Source organism: Lachnospiraceae bacterium KGMB03038, from assembly GCA_007361935.1.
GTDB lineage: Bacteria > Bacillota > Clostridia > Lachnospirales > Lachnospiraceae > Massilistercora.
On sequence record CP041667.1, the window covers coordinates 3,223,027 to 3,239,559 of the forward strand.

A 16,533-nucleotide genomic window follows, 5' to 3' on the forward strand; every position below is an offset into this window, starting at 1 on the left:
TCGCCAATTTCACTCACTTTGTTCCTCTTATAAAAGGAGCGGTTCACAACTGAACCGCTCCTTTCGTCTTGGTACTAAATCTGGTCTCTGATCGCCTGCATCTCTGATACGATGTCGTCAACGTCCAGAACCATTTCCATCATTCCAACCTGCTCATCATAAACAGCTTCGTCAAACTCTTCCTTGATCTCAGGTTCGCATACATGATATACCGTGAGTCCAAGCTGGACCCCAGTCAATGGACCTGCGAAAGTAGGATCGCCAAGAGTTACGGTCTCTGCCGCAAGACCCGCGGCTTCGCCCTCTGCCGCGCCAAGAACTACAACTAAGTTCTCCGCGCCGTACTCTTCAGCGAATTCTTTTACTCTCTTCTGGTTCTCCAGATCCATTGCGCCTGCGCTCGTTCAGACGAAACATTCCGTGGATGAAAATACAACTTCCGCGCCGGCGGTCTTTACGCACTCTGCGATAGCCGGGCCCGGGATTCCATCACGGTCTCCGATAATTATTGCTTTTTTTCCTTCTAAAATAGCCATAATTATGCTTTTCTCCTTTCTCCTGATTTTATATAGGGGAAATCTATCCCCTTATGATCTAGAAACCACCTTTTCAGATGTGTCTCTCAACCATCCTTTTATAAAGGCGAGAACTCCCGGTAATAGCAATACTGGTAGAAACGCTCGCCCTTCTTCTCATCCATATCAATGGGTGACATCTGAGTGGCAAAAGCGGAGAGCGAGATCCTGGCCCACTCAGGTACTCGTTCAAAATATTCTTCCTCGTCTACGCCGGCCGCTTCAAAGCTATTCGGAATCCCAAGGGCCGCGTTCATTTTTTGGATGTGGACGAACAACTGCTTAAAAAGAGATTCTTCATCTCCAACATACCCCAGTCTGCGGGCAAGCACCGCATATTCCGGCAGCGGTCCTGTGATCCGCATCGCGTGGGACAGCATGATTCCGCAAGTAATCCCATGGGCCAGTCCAAACGCGGGTCCCGGATGGTCATAGGAATGGACAATTCCGGTACAAGAGTTCGTGATCGCGATCCCGGCCATCGTCGCCGCCACATGCAGTTTCTCCCTGGCCTTTTTCCTCGTTTCCTCTTCCATGTTCGGATCAACGGCCGCCGGAAGGTTCTCCAGAATATCCAGCGCCGCCTCTAGCGCGAGAGCTTTCGTAAACACATTCGAATTCTTTGCGATCGATGCCTCCACCGCGTGACAGAGAGCGTCCAGTCCGCCCGCGATCTGAACAGAGCGAGGCAGCCCATCGGTAAGGTCCGCGTCGATAACCGCGTAATGAGGGATCAGCGTATTGGAGAGCATCAATTTTTTTACCCGCGTCTTTGGCTCGACAAAAACAGCGGCGGAAGATGTTTCCGACCCTGTCCCGCTGGTTGTCGGCACCGCCGCCAGCAATGCCTTAGATCCAAGAGGCGGCAGACTATACGGCCGCAGGCTGTCTTCAAACGTAAGCTCCGGATTCTCATAGAAAAGATGAATCCCCTTCGCCACATCCAGAACGCTTCCTCCTCCAACCGCCAGGATCAGATCCGGCTGAAACTGGCATACTTTTTCCAGATTGTCAAAAATATCCCGGATCTCCGGTTCATGGTCGATCGTTGCCAGATACCGGATCTGTGCCTCCTGCCCCTGAAACACTTCCCTGATCCGCGAAAGGACCGATTCATCATATCCAAGGACACCGATCCTCTTCCTTCCCAGCGTCGGCAGAAAAGAGCAGGAGCCCCGGCCGCAGATGATCTTCGGCATGTAGAGCTGCTTAAATCCTTCCATATCACACCTCTTCTTTCGTATACAATTTGGATTCCAAGATACACGCAACTATTTCTACCCTTATATATAGCACCCGCTATAGATGAAGTCAATATCATTAATTATTTTAAATATAGAATATTTTTATCCATTCTATTTTTAGAATCTTATTTTACCCCTCCCCCGGTCCTACTTTTTGTATATTCTGTACACTTTTCTTTCTTTTTAATGACATATATCATCCAAAATATGTAGCAAACGCCAAATTTTAAAATACATTTGTAACATCATTGACAAATTTGTAACCTTGGATTACAGTTTAATCAAAGATAGAAACATTCTATATATAGAATATTTTTAAAGGAGGTATATTTATGAACCCAATGGAACATGTCCGGAAAGAGACTTATCAGCTTTTCATCAACGGCAAACGGGTAACACCGGAAAAACCAGACACTTTCCAGGCGATCAATCCAGTCAACAACGAACCTTTCGCAACCATCTACAAAGCTGGTGAGAAAGAGACAAACATGGCTATCGCGGCGGCCAGGGAGGCTTTCGACCATGGCCCGTGGGGAAAAATGTCCTGTAGAGAGCGTTCCGATCTGCTCTACAAGGCGGCGGAACTCCTCCAGGAGCGGTTAGAAGAGTTTGCGGCGGTAGAGACATTGGAATGCGGCAAACTTTACGGAAGCGCGTACTACTATGACGGAGACAAATCCGTAGATGCGCTCAAATACTTCGCGGGACTGACCCGCTGCATGAAAGGCGAGATCGTACCGATCGACAATGACACCGTTAACCTGGTACAGTGGTATCCTCACGGAGTTGTGGGCGAGATCCTTCCATGGAACGGACCATTCATGATGGGCTGCCAGAAGATCGGCGCCATCCTTGCCGCAGGCAATACCTGTGTTGTAAAACCCTCTTCCTGGGGCTCATTGACCATGCTGATGTTCGCGGAACTGCTTACGGAAGCCGGATTCCCGGATGGAGTTGTCAACGTGGTGACCGGTTCCGGCCGCATCGTTGGAGACGCGCTGGTAAAGAGCGAGGATGTTGACATGGTTGCCATGACCGGCGGAACCGAGACAGGGAAAGCGATCATTGCTTCTTCCAGCGAGACCGTCAAAGACGTGGCTCTGGAACTTGGCGGCAAGAGCCCGAATATCGTTTTCGATGATGTTGACGTCGACGACGTTGTGAAGTGGGCAAAATTCGCGTTTACTCTGAACTCCGGCGAGGTGTGCGTATCCGGTACAAGACTGATCCTTCAGAGAGGCATTTACGAAGAATTCCTGGAAAAGTTAAAGAAAGAATGCGAAAGCGCTGTTCCGGGCGATGGCTTCGATCCTAATGTCACACTGGCTCCATTGATCCACAAAGAGCATTGCGATGAAGTATGGCAGTATATCGAATCCGGAAAGGAACAGGGCGCTCGGCTGATCTGCGGCGGAGAGCATTACACCGATCCGGAACTGGCCAAAGGAAATTTTGTTCCGATCACTGTATTTGCTGACGTAACACCGGATATGAAGATCTTCCAGGAAGAAATCTTTGGGCCAGTACTGTGCGTAACTCCTTTCGATACGGAGGAAGAGGCGATCGAAATCGCCAATGGTACGAAGTTTGGTCTGGCAGGCGGAGTATTTACCAAAGATATGAAGAAAGGACTGCGGGTCGCTCAGGCTGTAAAAGGCGGACAGATCTATGTAAACTCCTACTTCTCCACAGCAATGGTAGAATCTCCGGGAACCGGATGGAAGCAGTCAGGAATCGGCGTTGCCGGGATCAAGAAATACATGATCTCCAAGACCATCTTCCTGAATACCAAGGATGGAAACGTACCATATTAATTGATCCACCGCTCCTCTTAGGACATCAGGGTTTGCTTGATTTTCCTTAAATTGTTATAATGAAATAAAATATCGTCTCCAAAGACGACAGAAAGGAAAAGGATTGCAGCATCCTGGAAAAGAAGGAATGGAAAATCAAAACACAGATAATCTAAATATTGGAATGAGAATCCGAAAGCTGAGGAAGATTCGGGGCATCACTTTAGAAAAGCTGGCCCAGGAGACAGGGATGGGCTACTCCTACCTGTCGGAACTGGAGAACAATAAACACTCCATCTCCATCAACAATCTTCAGAAGCTGGCGGCATACTTTAACGTGAATCTGATCCATTTTCTGGAGCAGGACACCAGGGAAAATGTATTGATCCGCAAGAAGGACCGGAATCATCTGGTAACAGAAGACGGTATCGTCTTCCAGGCAATCTCATCGGAAGAAGCCCAAAATATGCAGATCACATTCATCGAACTTCCCGCGAACACTCCAAAGAAAGGACAGAGACGCATACATAAACACCCGCAGGGGGAGGAATTTATCACGGTCACGGACGGTGAAGCGGTCGTGGTAGTAGAAGAAGAAAAATACGTTCTGAAGGAGGGGGATTCTATAATCTTCCCCTCCAACAAAGAACATGTGATCTATACGGAAGAAAAAGGCGCAAAACTTCTGCTGATAGGCGCGCCTCCATATGCGGACAAGATCACGGAGCAGATTCCTTAAAAAGGGAGCCTGGTCTTGCCCCGCGTCTTCTTAAGATCATTACTGCAAAACCTCCTGGCCCGCGGGTAGACAGGAGGTTTTTATGAGCAACGAATCAAAAGGTTTATCGAAAAAAGCATGTATCATGATGGCCGTTGGCGGCATGGTAGGAAGCTCGATCTTCAGCCTTTCCGGCGTTACCTACAGCATGGCCGGCGCGGCCGCGATCCTGACCTGGTTCCTGGCCGGCGCGATCTTGCTGCTGTACGCGCTGAATATCGCGGAGCTTGCCACTACCTTCCCTAAATCCGGCGGAATCTACGTGTATCCGCACGTGGTGCTGGGAAAAACGGAAAAGGGAAAAGATTTTGCCGGGTGGATGTCCGCTTGGTCCTGGCTGAATGTCAGTGTCTTCGGCACTACTTTCTCCGCCATCTGTGTCAGCACCTACCTTGGAAGCTTCTTCCCGGTAGTCCAGACAAATAAAGCCCTCTCCATCCTGGTGCCGATCGTATGGATCGCGCTGACCTGGTTCTTAAACGCCAGAAGCGCCAACGCCTTTGGAAAAATCCACAATAAGATCACTTACGCGCTGCTGTTTGTCCTGATCGTTTATATCATCCTTGGCCTTGCCAATGGTGACGGCGCAAATATGCAGCCCTTCGTATCCGGCAATATGGGAGGCATGGGAGTGATCGCCGGAATCCCGATTGCCATGCTGGGGTATGGTTCCATCATCGCCGTTGCTTCCTTTGGCGGCGAGATTGAGGATCCAAAGAAGAATATTCCGAAGATCATCGTAACCGCGGTTGTCATGACCATCGTTGTCTACTGCATGATCCTGTTCGCCACCTTCCGGATGGCATCCGTTGATTCTCTTGTAGCGGCCAACGCTCAGTATTTCCCGCTGGCATTCGCTCTTGGAAGCGTTATGACCGGCAAATGGGGATGGGTCGTATCCATCGTTCCTCTGGCGGCTCTGCTGGCGCTGACCACCAATATGAGTATGATGATGCTGGATGCGGGCCGTACCGTTATGGCTACCGCTCAATCAGGATTCCTGCCGAAGAAGCTTGGAGAAGTACATCCAGAGAAGCACACACCTATCGCGGCCCTGTCTGTTGTCGCCGTGATCTGTGTCATCTTGTCACTGGAGCCTGATTTTATCAACATCATTATCAATGCCGGTTCCATCTGTTCCGCTATCACAGTAGCCATCATCTCTGTTACTCTGATGACGCTGCGCAGGAAACAAAAAACAGGAGAGATTACGGAAAAAGGCGAATTTAAAGTTCCGGGAGGCAGTCTGTTCCCAGTCATCACTCTGGTGGTGATCCTGATCACCTTAGTTCTCCTGTACTTTGGAGACGGCGGACAGACCTCTTACTTAGTAGCCATCATATGGTATGTGATCGGACTTGTCATTTTTGCGATCAAAAGCGCAGTATCTAAAAAATAGGAAGGAAAGAAAACTATGTTAAGAGCAGTATATTATATCAACCAGTTCTATGCTGGTATCGGCGGCGAAGAAAAAGCCGATATCGGACTGGAAGTCTATGATGAGAAAAAAGGTCCCGCCGCAGGGATCGAGCCTATGTGGAAAGGTGAGATGGAGGTTGTCAAAGTCCTGATGTGCGGCGATAACTTTATCAACACCGATGACAAATTCCAGGAGATCCTCCCAAGGATCAAAGAAGAAATCCTGGCCGCAAAACCGGATGTCTTCGTAGCGGGCCCAGCCTTCAACGCGGGACGTTACGGCGTCGCCTGCGCGAAAATGTGCGACTATGTCAAGAAAGAACTTGGCATCCCAAGCGTTACCGGAATGTGGTGGGAGAATCCGGCTGTGGGCATGTATGTAAAAGACAACTACATTATCTCCACAACTGAGACCGCCAGCGGAATGAGGAAATCCCTTCCAAAAGTAGCCGCTCTCGCGCTGAAACTGGCTAAGAAAGAAGAAATCGGACCTGCCAGAACGGAAGGTTATCTTCCTACCGGACATCGCTACAATGAATACAGCGATAAGACAGGCGCAAGAAGGGTAACAGATATCCTTCTGGACAAATTATATAACCGCCCGTTCCACACAGAGGTACCGCTTCGTGGATTCGAGCAGGTTCCGCCGGCAGCTAAGATCGACGACATGTCCAAGGTGACCGTCGCTCTTATCACCACTGGAGGTCTGGTTCCTGTGGGCAACCCGGACAAGATCAAACAAGCATTTGCCGTAAGCTATGGAAAGTACGATATGACCGGCCTGGATGCGCTGAAGAAAGGCGTATACGAGTCCATCCACGGCGGCTACGATACTACAGATGCCAGCAACGACCCGCATCGTCTGGTTCCTCTGGACGCCATGCGGGATCTGGAAGCAGAAGGCAAGATCAAATCTGTATTCCCATACTTCTACACCACTTGCGGTGTTGGGACCAACGTAGAGACCAGCAAAGAAATGGGTGCGAATATCGCTAAGGATCTGAAGGAATCCGGCGTTCAGGCCGCGATCCTCACCTCTACCTGAGGCACCTGCACTCGTTGCTGTGCAACGATAGCAAAAGAGCTTGACAGAGCGGGCATCCCGAATACTCATGTGACCGCATTTACGTCAATCGCTCTTAGTGTTGGCGCGAACCGTATCGTCTTCGGCGGCGACTTCACAGCACCCGCTGGTAATCCCGCTCTTCCACTTGACCGTGAGAAAGCATACCGCAGAAAGATCATGGACAAATGTCTGGAGGTACTGACACAGGATGTACCTGGTCCTACTTTATTTACAGTAGATGAAGAGAAGGAAGGGGAATAGATCAATGAAGAAAATGGATAAAAAACTGACCCGCCAGTATTTTGACGTGAAAGACGCCTGCTTTGCGGACCATACCGAATGGAAGAACGGCGTACTGGCGATCTCAAAAGAAGAACTGCAGGCAGAGGTGGCTCCTCTCTTAAAAGCTGTAAAATCTGTTGATTTTGAACTGGTAAAACCCGGCGAGAACACCCGGATCATCCATCTTTTGGATACGTTACAGGCCATGTACAAAGTGGAGGGCGAAGGAGTCCAGTATTCCGGATACTTCAGTGATCCGCTGATGGTGGGTGAGGGAACTACCAATCTGCTCCGCGGATTTACCGTTATGGAGAGCGCGGCCCTTCCGTGGGATGAGTCCAGCGCAAGTTCCGGACTTCTCTATCCCCGTGACGCCATCATGGACATGACCGGCCCGATCGCCGGCATCACTCCATTTGCACAGACCATCAACATGGTCATCCTGTATGAACTGGAAGAAGGCAAGTCCTCTATCGAATATGACAACGAGATCCGCAGCATCGGAATCAAGATCGCTTCCTTCCTTGGCGAAGTTACCAAGGATCAGACTCCGGACGAAAGCGAAGTCTTCTCTATCGATGAAGTAAATCCGGATCTGCCAAATGTTGTGCTGGTATGGAACTCCCAGAATCAGGGACCTTACTCCAATACCTACATCTATGGCCATCCGATCGACAATATGGTTCCGACCCTGTTCCATCCAAACGAACTGATGGATGGCTGTGTAGTAAGCGGAAACTACGTATGGCCGGCATTTAAGGTACCAACCTATCTTTATGTCAACCATCCGATCATGATGGAGCTATATAAAGAGCACGGAAAAACCATCAACTTCCGGGGCGTCATCTTTGGACGGAGCCACAATCCATCCAACTGGCACAAGACCCGCTGCGCGCAGATTGCTGTGAAGATCGCGCAGTATCTGGAATGCGACGGTCTGATCATGGCCTGGGAAGGCGGCGGAAACGCGGCTGTCGATGGTATGCTGACCATCCAGCAGGCAGAGAAACACGGCATCAAAGCTTCTACCATCACCTTCGAATTTGGCGGTGTTGACGGAACAGAAGGTATCCTTCTGGTAGACGATGTGCCGGAAGCAGATGCCATCATCAGCGGAGGATCCATCGAGAAACCTTATACCATTCCCGACGTAGACAGAGTCGTAGGCGGCGATGTTATGCGTCTGAACAAAGAAGCGGGCGGTGTATTCCCGCCGGCGGATAAATCCTGGACTTTCGAACAGACGACCCATTTCTATCTGGGAGGAAACCAGTCCGGAGCAAGTACGCTTTTCGCGGAACAGTATTAAAATACTTATTCCTTTCTTTCAAAAAGCAGGCCGCGCCGTGCGATATTTTTCGCGCGGCGCGGCTTGTTTTTCTTTTGGCAGCTTAAAAATCAGACAATTTCAGCCATTCTATCTCTTCATTTACAGGATACTTTGTTTCCATTTCCCTAAAATCCTGCTCTGTGGCGGCTGATTTATACTTCCATTCATCGTTTTCTAAGGCCGCGAAATAAAATTGTGACATATCCGTGTATACAGCTTCGCTGCAAGAGGCTGAGTACGAATGGGGCTCTACTCTGTAATACGCGATAACACGTACTACATTTCCCGACCTTTCGTAGCCGCGGATCATATTATCCTCGCAGAGCTGATATTCTGTATATTCACCCATACGAAGATCAAGCAGCGGAACCACTTGTCCTTCTCCCTCTATCAGTCCAAAGGCTCCATATAATTGATTCCCATCACTGATAAAAAGTTCCGGCACTCCGTCATCCGCCAGATCCGCCACTGTATAGTATAAAGCTGTCCCTGAATTTGCATATCCTCCTGGAAAATGATCCGGATCTGAAAAAACAGGGTTTATGAATTCTAAATTGGGTGTGGTAAATCCATTCATCTCCTGCTCTTTGTAGTATTGGAGGAAATCTCCATAGTAAGTTTGGGCCAATTCATGGATCGTGTCCGAGGAAGCCGATTCATACTTTTGAATAAGCTGGATCTTTGTCCCGCATTTCAATACACAGCACGTTAATAAGTAATTATGCCAGTCCGTGCTCTTCCAGCCATACCATCCAGGTGTTCTTCCCTTCCCGCATTTTCCGCGCACGCACAGCGAACTCCAAGATTGTAAGTCCTGTAAATACGAGGAACAGGAGCAGCAGGAAAACGAGACAGCCCCGGATACTCTCCCCGCCGCTTATGGTGCTGCGGAACGCTTTCACCGTATAGGTAAACGGTACCCAGTCGTGAAGATACGGCACAAATGATCCGGACAGTTCATAGGGGTATGTGCCCACGGAACCTGCCAGCTGGATCACCATGAAGATCAGCATCAGGAAGCTTCCAGCGCGCCCCAGCAGGCTGGTGAAGAAGTACATCACCGACATGAATGCAAGGGACGCCGCGCATGCTGTCAGGACTGTCTTTCCCATTTCCACAGGTGTAAAACCATCGAATATATGCAGCGCACCGATCATGACTGCCGCCTGGAGCGCTGCTGTCAGATAGAGCACGGACGCCTTACTGATCCACCAGCGGAAACCGGATTTCATTTGTCCGGCATAACTGGTCAGCGGATACATCAGACTGAACGCGATACAGCCGACCCACAAGCCTACGGACATCATATACGGCGCCATGGCATGACCGTTGTCGGCCACCTCCGTAATCTGTGTCTCTTCCGCATCTATCGGCGCCGCAAACATATCCGCCGTCTGATCCGATGTATTCGTCTCCCGGATCTGCTTCGCGCCGCTTCCCAGTTCTTTTGACAGCGTCTCCGCGCCTTCCGAAACCCGCCTGATCCCATCACTTAGTTCGCCGCTGCCGTCAGAGAGTTGTCCCGCGCCGCCGCTGATCTGACCGGCTCCGTTTGTTAGTTTTTCCGCGCCCTCCGTCAACGCTTTGCTGTTCGAGGTGAGCTGTCCGGTTCCGGAGACAAGCGTATCCGTTCCATCTTTCAGCTCCGCGCTTCCCTGTGCCAGCTCTCCCAGGCCGCTGTCCAGATCCGCGGCTCCTTTCCGGAGCGCTGATGTCCCCTGCTTCTGAAGCTGATCTGCCCCTGATGCGGCAGTGGAAATCCCTCCCGCCAGCGCCGGCGCCTGTTCCGCCAATGCGGAAGTGCCGGTCTGAAGCTGGCCGATCCCGTTCTTAAGGGAATCTGCGCCACTCTGTACTGCGGAAATACCGTTTTGAAGATCTGGAATCTCCGCCGCAATCTGTGCGCTCCCGGCCGCCCCTTCATCGACACCGTATGTGTATGCGGAAACGCTTGCGGAAAATGTGTCCGCCTGCTGCTGAACTGCCGCGATCTGTGCCCTCACTTCCTCCGGCACGCCTTCCTCTCCGGCGAGTGTCGACAGCGCCTGACTGATCTCGGCCGCCCCTTCGCGCAGCGACTGGGAATTGGAAGCAGCAGACTGCAGGCCGGAATTAAGCGCATCTGCGCCGTCCTTCAGGCCGGCCGCTCCTTCAGACAGAGATGCAATCCCGTCTGAGAGCTGCCGCGCGCCGTCACTTAATGAAGCCGCGCCGTCATTCAGCGCATCCGCCGCATCGGGAAGGGCCGATGCCGCCGCGTTCAGTTCAGACAGGCCGGCATTGAGCGCAGTCATGTTATCATCCACATCCACCGCGCCATCTGCCAGATCAGAACCGCCTTTCTGCGCGCCATTTACCCCACTGTCCAGTGCATTTACACCTCTTTGCAGCTCTTTGGCCCCTACCGCGGCCGCACTGGCTCCGTCCGTATACTGGCCAATCCCCACTTCCAGTTCCCGGCTTCCGTCCACAAATACTAAGGAACTGTCCGAAAGAGCCTGCAGATTGTCGGTAATCGTCTGATTTCCATCGGCCAGCTGATCCGTTCCGGTTTTCAGTTCACCCGACCCATCCGCCGCTTCCCGCATTCCGTCACCCACTTCCGCAAGTTTGCCGAACAGAACTTCTGTATACGTTTTTGTAACCTCTTCCCGTACTGAGCTCTCCAGTTCCTTCATCGCCGTCTCGCTCATCTTGGACGCGATGTAGTTCGTTCCTGGATTCGTTTCATAAGCCAGCGTCATCTTCTCCGGATGCGCATCTGTCAGCGATGAGGCATGGGCCGAAAATTCCTCCGGTATGGTGATGACCATATAGTATGTGCCATCCTCAAGGCCCCTCTGCGCCTCCGTCTCTGACGGAAACTGAAAGTCCAGAGAATCGTTGTGTTTCAGTTCCTCCATCAACGTTCCGCCGATATCCAGTTTCTGATCTTCATAGGTGACCGGCACGTCATGGTTGATGACCGCTACCGGAAGTTTATCGATATTCCCGTATGGGTCCCACATGGATCCAAGGAAAAGTGTGGTATAGATTGTCGGGATCGCGATGACCGCGACTGTAACGATCAGCAAAATCTTATTTTTAAACAGCCTGCGCCATTCCTGCTTCAGCATTGTCTCCTGTCCCCTTTCTTTTTTGCAACATTAACTCTATTAATAGATATTGTGTTGATTTTTTCAACATCATGAATTATAGTAAAATCATAAAAAAGATACAACCATTAATGCAACAGTACTCTGTCTGTTAATGGATAAGCAAACAATGCGGTGTCTATTATTTTTAAAGGAGGAAATGTTTCATGCCAAAAAATATGGACCGGCGGGTTCGCAAGACAAGAGCCCAGCTCCGTCAGGGATTGGCCGAACTTCTGAAAGAAAAGAGTTTAAAAGAGATCACGGTCAAAGAACTCGTAGAAAAAGTGGACATCAACCGCTCCACTTTTTATCTGCACTATGCGGATATCTATGACATGATGGAAAAGATTGAAAACGAACTGACCAGAGACATCGAAGATCTGATCCATACCCATCCAGTAAGTCCGTTCAACGAAGACAGCTTTCCGTTCATCGAAGATATTTTTTCCATCCTCGCGGAAAACCGGGATATCTGCGCCGCTCTCCTGGGCCCAAACGGTGATATATCTTTTCTGCACCGGATTGAGGATATCCTCTCCGAACACAGCCTGAACGCCCTGAAGGAAACATTTCCGGAGAAGATGGATGATCTGACATACTACTACGCCTTCTGTCTCTCCGGCTGTATCGGTCTGGTCAAGGCCTGGCTGTCAGAAGGATCTTCTGTAAGTCCCCAGCATATGGCCGATCTTACATTTAAGCTCATCATGAATACACTGAGAGGTTTCTATCCGGACTTATCCGTAAGACATTCCTGATATTTATGAAAAAAGATTCCGCCCTCCGCGTTTCACGCAAAAAAAATCACCGACCCCAAGGCTCCTAAGTCCTTAAAATCAGTGATTTGACTGCGCGATCAGGGGTTCGAACCCTGGACACCCTGATTAAGAGACATTCACAGTGAAAAACTCGCGGCAAATTTTTCTATATAGGTTCCTCCAAGCCGTTTGCATTTCCCGACACCCTTCTTCCAAAAAATCCGCGACGAAATCCGCGCCCACTCGCTACAAATAAGTCTTTCTTTTCATGAACAACGGTTTTTTCATCAAACATTTCTAAGGGTCTGGCACTGGTTGGATTCGAAAATCCCCGATTCCCCGATTTCCCGTCCCCTGAATGCAGAAAATTCTAATGAATTTTCTCTTCGCATTCAGTTTTTCAGGACGGGAAAACGGGTTTTCGGGTCTTTCTCATCCACCGTGCCAGCCAAAAAAGAACAAACTACACAAAACCAGTATGGTAATCAGGTGGTAGCCATCTCTTAAAAAGAGCTGTATTGCGCTATTTTCCAATCTTTTCAGATGTTCAAAATCCTTTTTTTGGCGCCATTATATAGCATTATTCACTTGCCGCCTTCTTGAACAGTTTTTCATCCATTAGGTCAGCCACCAGATTTTCGTCATCCTTTGCCACATGACTATACACCGAAAGCGTGATCTTGGGGTCTTGGTGACCTGCTCTCGCCTGTACGATATGTAGTGGCACTCCCTGCGACAGCAACCATGAAATAGCACTATGCCGTGTTCCATGCAGTTTTATATGTCGCAGTCCATGCTTCTTTAATGTCTCCGCCCACTTCCTTGTGAAACTTTTGGGAAGAAATGGCTCTCCATCCTGTTTACAAACAACTCTCTGCTTGCCTGTGAACCGCTTACCTTCTCTAAGACAGATTTGTTTGCAAAACAATTGCTGAGGTTTCAACAACTTAATTGTCTCGTCACTCACGACCATTTTCCTATATGAACCGTCTGTCTTGCAGTCTTTCAGTACTGGATGCTTACTGTCCTCTGATTCTACCCACGAATGTTGAATAGTTACCGTTTTCTTGTCAAAATCAACGTCTTCAAAACACAAGCCAAGCAATTCTCCCCGACGCATGACGCAGTCAAATAGGAGCGCGACCGGTAACTCCATGTCTGTTCCTTTTACTGCCTTTTTCAATTTCTGTATCTCTTCTGTTGTGTAGACGTCAATATGTTTCGTCACTAGGTCTTTTCCTATCTTTACATTCTTGGTCGGATTTGTTTTGATGTACCCCAGTTCACACGCTACATTCAAAGCCGCCTTCAATATCCTGTTGATATGCCGTATTGACTCAGCCTTAAGAGGTTTATTGCTAGCATTAGATTTCTCGCGCCATCCATTATATACCTTTTGGATGACTGCTTTCGTCAGGTTTTGAAGTTTTATTCTCCCAAACATAGGTATGATATATCTGTCTATATTAGTTTTATAGTCACGAAATGTCGCCGGACTGCTCTGAACGCGTACGTAGTCCTCCAGATATTCATTCATGAAGTGCTCCACTGTCATGTCATTAGGGAGTAACAGATCCCCCTGCAGGTATTCTGCTTTTTTTATCGTAAGAAGATTTTCTGCATCTTCCCTGCTGTCCGAGTCGCTCTTATAGCGCACTCTCATACGCTTACCTGAGAGTGGATCTTTTCCTATTTCCAGGATTATATCGTAATATTTTACGTTATCTTTGCTAGGTCTCGGACGCACCGAGCCTGTGATAGTTCTTTTCTTAGACATTATGGTTCCTCCATTAAATACTTATCGAAATCTGCAGCGAACGGTATAATGCCGTTCACCACAGATATTTCTTACTGCTGACCTTTTTCAAATGGGTTGATTCCACTAAGTTTCAACTGTTCCATATGCTCTGTATCTGCGGGAACAAACTTCGTTTCCTGCTTTTCGTAATCTCGCAGTCTTAACCTATATCCTTTGACATATACCGGACTGTCGCTAGTCCCCAACTTAAGTTTACTGACATAACGGTCGCTATCTGACACCAAGAGATTCAATTCCCGCAATCTCGCCAAAACACTTTTTGTATCTGGGAAACGATTTTGATCCAGAATTTTTTCAAATGTTTCTTGCTTGATATACAAAATTTTTGTGGATTCATCCCCATCATACAGCGTTGTAAACTTTCCTTTACCTACGTAACCATTTTTTCTATAAATCTGATCCACAGTACTCGGAAGATTTTCTCCAAATTCTTCCGGATGTTCCGTGAAATAAGCAATTATAACACTATATGCTCGAATACCGATATCATACTCACTCGAGTCGGCGAATACCTGCTCTACAAAAAAACTGCAAATCCTGGAAATGTCAAAATCAAATCCGAATACTTCCCCTGCTATCTCTGCTGTTGCAAGGATAATTCCTATTTTCTTTGACATACGATCCAACAGGACAGAATCCGTATTTTCCTTTTTCTGCTTTTTAAAAACCTCTGTCCACCACCTACATTTTTCAGCAATTTCTTCCTGCGTCCTATCAATTAAATATCACGCCATCTCCGGTACAGCCCAACCATAATTTTCTGACACAATTCTCTTGATTTGATCGCTTGATTCTGCCGATTTTGTCCATACTTCCGACAACTCTAAGACACGTACTCTTAAACCTGCGTTATTATCAGCCTGTGCCAATAAGCTCGTTTCACTGCTTGTGAATACGACCGAATGAAAACTTACGGATTCTGCCATACATAAACTTTTGGTCATTCTGGCACGTTCTTTTCCGTTAGCAATCGAATACAAGAGTTTTGTCGTATCTTTCTTTTTCAAGGTGGAACCTTCGTCGATTCCGATACAGTAGCCTGAAAGCATGCGGTGCATAATACTGAGTTCTGTATCAAGGAACGTCAGCAGCAGGGAATTATCCGTTGTAACAGGCAGTGCTCCTGTACTTACCGCTAAATTGAGCGCAGTCGTTTTTCCAGAACTGCTTAAACCAGTAAGCGTTACAACCATATTTTCTGTCGGGAATACTGAATACACATAATCAAACATAACAGAGGACAATGCAATCACCAGAATGACTTCCATCGGAGAACCTATAACCTCTGTTCTCACCATCTCTTTCCATACATCACAGCTTCCTTTCGGCTCAATCTTGACCTCCCCCACGTATGAACCTTTCATCTCACTTTTGCTTATCAACGTATGAGATTTGAAAATCTGTTCTCCATTAAAAGTATCGAAACCCGTCTTTTTATACTCGTAGGAGACCGGCGCACTTACCTCGAGATTTTCCAAGCAGTTGATCAACACAGGCGCGTCATCTTTGGTCACTTGTGCGCCATACTTCACCAATTCCGGCAATTTGTACACAGTCATCAGCTCTCGGGGCATGTCTACTTCAATTTGCATTCCGCTCAAATCCGTTATCAGCAAGCGTAATGTTTTTTCGGCAGTTTCAATATTGATTAAAACCTCCTTCACTTCTAGCGCCAACCCGATTGGGTTGAAAAATCTCTCAGTAATCTCACCCGCTTTATTCTTCTTAATCGTCCAGAATCCGTAATGCCCTTTATGGATTCCATACCCAGGATGTGGAACGTAGCCCACATCCATTTCTAAGTCTGTCGATACGATTCGCGCTTTCATTAGTCCTCGTTCCTCCCTTCAGGGGCAAACAGGACTACGGGAACGCCATCCAGTTCGTCAACTTCTGGCTCGTACCAAGTGAAACTTACCCTGTCATCAAATAAAAGTTGCTGTACGCGGCTAATTTCGTTCACTGCCTCCGCTGAATAAATTGCGAACTTCTTCCCCGATTTTTTCAAACTAAAATAGTTGCTTTCTCCGGGCAGTTTTTTCGACATTACAAGTTTTTTTCCTTTAAACCCCATCCGAACAATACGCTCGTCACCAAGATCGAGAGTTTCTACAACTTCTGCCGACAGAAGGAGCCGTTTCCCGTTCTTCTTCGAACAGATCATTGTAAGCGCGCCTTTTTTTCCTCCTCCCTTTTTCTTTTCTTTGTCTGCCACATCCAGGGGCACAAAATCGTGTAAGTCCATTGTTATTTAGACCTCCTTATGAATTATTTATCAAGCAAGAATGAGACCTAAAAAACAAAAAGGATACCAGCAACAGACAAATAATGC

At 48.3% G+C, this 16,533-nt stretch carries 14 protein-coding genes; 6 read left to right on the forward strand and 8 right to left on the reverse strand.

All coding sequences use genetic code 11. The annotated features are described in order from the left end of the window. Positions 1-74: 74 nt before the first annotated feature. Both FND36_15860 and FND36_15865 read right to left on the reverse strand, forming a co-directional pair. On the reverse strand, positions 75-536 hold the full coding sequence (locus FND36_15860) for a glycine/sarcosine/betaine reductase complex selenoprotein A (protein QDW75393.1): 462 nt from the start codon (positions 534-536) through the stop codon (positions 75-77). Positions 537-634: 98 nt separating this feature from the next. Next, entirely contained in the window at positions 635-1,798 is a 1,164-nt protein-coding gene (locus tag FND36_15865; GenBank protein QDW75394.1) for an iron-containing alcohol dehydrogenase, read from the reverse strand. Positions 1,799-2,151: 353 nt separating this feature from the next. Here FND36_15865 and FND36_15870 point away from each other — a divergent pair, with 353 nt between their 5' ends. The 5 genes from FND36_15870 to FND36_15890 all read left to right on the forward strand — a co-directional run bounded on the left by FND36_15870 (position 2,152) and on the right by FND36_15890 (position 8,466). Next, the gene (locus tag FND36_15870) at positions 2,152-3,633 is read left to right on the forward strand and encodes an aldehyde dehydrogenase (GenBank protein ID QDW75395.1); all 1,482 of its coding nucleotides are present in this window, start codon (positions 2,152-2,154) and stop codon (positions 3,631-3,633) included. 127 nt (positions 3,634-3,760) lie between these two features. Further along, on the forward strand, positions 3,761-4,351 hold the full coding sequence (locus FND36_15875) for a helix-turn-helix domain-containing protein (protein QDW75396.1): 591 nt from the start codon (positions 3,761-3,763) through the stop codon (positions 4,349-4,351). A gap of 82 nt (positions 4,352-4,433) precedes the next feature. Then, positions 4,434-5,789 (forward strand): amino acid permease, encoded by a 1,356-nt coding sequence (locus FND36_15880; protein ID QDW75397.1) that lies wholly within the window; start codon positions 4,434-4,436, stop codon positions 5,787-5,789. Between the two features lie 15 nt (positions 5,790-5,804). Beyond that, positions 5,805-7,136 carry a glycine/betaine/sarcosine/D-proline family reductase selenoprotein B gene (locus tag FND36_15885; GenBank protein ID QDW75398.1) on the forward strand — a complete coding sequence of 444 codons (1,332 nt, stop codon included), beginning with the start codon at positions 5,805-5,807 and terminating at the stop codon, positions 7,134-7,136. Then, entirely contained in the window at positions 7,114-8,466 is a 1,353-nt protein-coding gene (locus FND36_15890) for a glycine reductase (protein ID QDW75399.1), read from the forward strand. The genes FND36_15885 and FND36_15890 overlap by 23 nt, the downstream gene beginning before the upstream one ends. 82 nt (positions 8,467-8,548) lie before the next feature. Here the strand turns inward: FND36_15890 and FND36_15895 are convergent, their stop codons facing one another. After that, on the reverse strand, positions 8,549-9,184 hold the full coding sequence (locus FND36_15895; GenBank protein ID QDW75400.1) for a hypothetical protein: 636 nt from the start codon (positions 9,182-9,184) through the stop codon (positions 8,549-8,551). A gap of 22 nt (positions 9,185-9,206) precedes the next feature. Further along, positions 9,207-11,603 (reverse strand): YhgE/Pip domain-containing protein, encoded by a 2,397-nt coding sequence (locus FND36_15900; protein ID QDW75401.1) that lies wholly within the window; start codon positions 11,601-11,603, stop codon positions 9,207-9,209. A gap of 185 nt (positions 11,604-11,788) precedes the next feature. Between FND36_15900 and FND36_15905 the strand changes: the two genes are divergently transcribed. Then, positions 11,789-12,382 carry a TetR/AcrR family transcriptional regulator gene (locus FND36_15905; protein QDW75402.1) on the forward strand — a complete coding sequence of 198 codons (594 nt, stop codon included), beginning with the start codon at positions 11,789-11,791 and terminating at the stop codon, positions 12,380-12,382. A gap of 580 nt (positions 12,383-12,962) precedes the next feature. Here FND36_15905 and FND36_15910 read toward each other — a convergent pair. The 4 genes from FND36_15910 to FND36_15925 form a co-directional block, all read right to left on the reverse strand. Further along, positions 12,963-14,159: a site-specific integrase gene (locus tag FND36_15910; protein QDW75403.1), complete on the reverse strand. Its 1,197-nt coding sequence runs from the start codon at positions 14,157-14,159 to the stop codon at positions 12,963-12,965. Between the two features lie 71 nt (positions 14,160-14,230). Continuing rightward, complete coding sequence (locus tag FND36_15915; protein QDW75404.1) at positions 14,231-14,818, reverse strand: hypothetical protein; 588 nt, start codon at positions 14,816-14,818, stop codon at positions 14,231-14,233. A 108-nt stretch (positions 14,819-14,926) separates the two neighbouring features. Further along, complete coding sequence (locus FND36_15920; GenBank protein ID QDW75405.1) at positions 14,927-16,030, reverse strand: DUF927 domain-containing protein; 1,104 nt, start codon at positions 16,028-16,030, stop codon at positions 14,927-14,929. After that, positions 16,030-16,446 (reverse strand): hypothetical protein, encoded by a 417-nt coding sequence (locus FND36_15925; protein QDW75406.1) that lies wholly within the window; start codon positions 16,444-16,446, stop codon positions 16,030-16,032. The genes FND36_15920 and FND36_15925 overlap by 1 nt, the downstream gene beginning before the upstream one ends. Positions 16,447-16,533 lie beyond the last annotated feature (87 nt).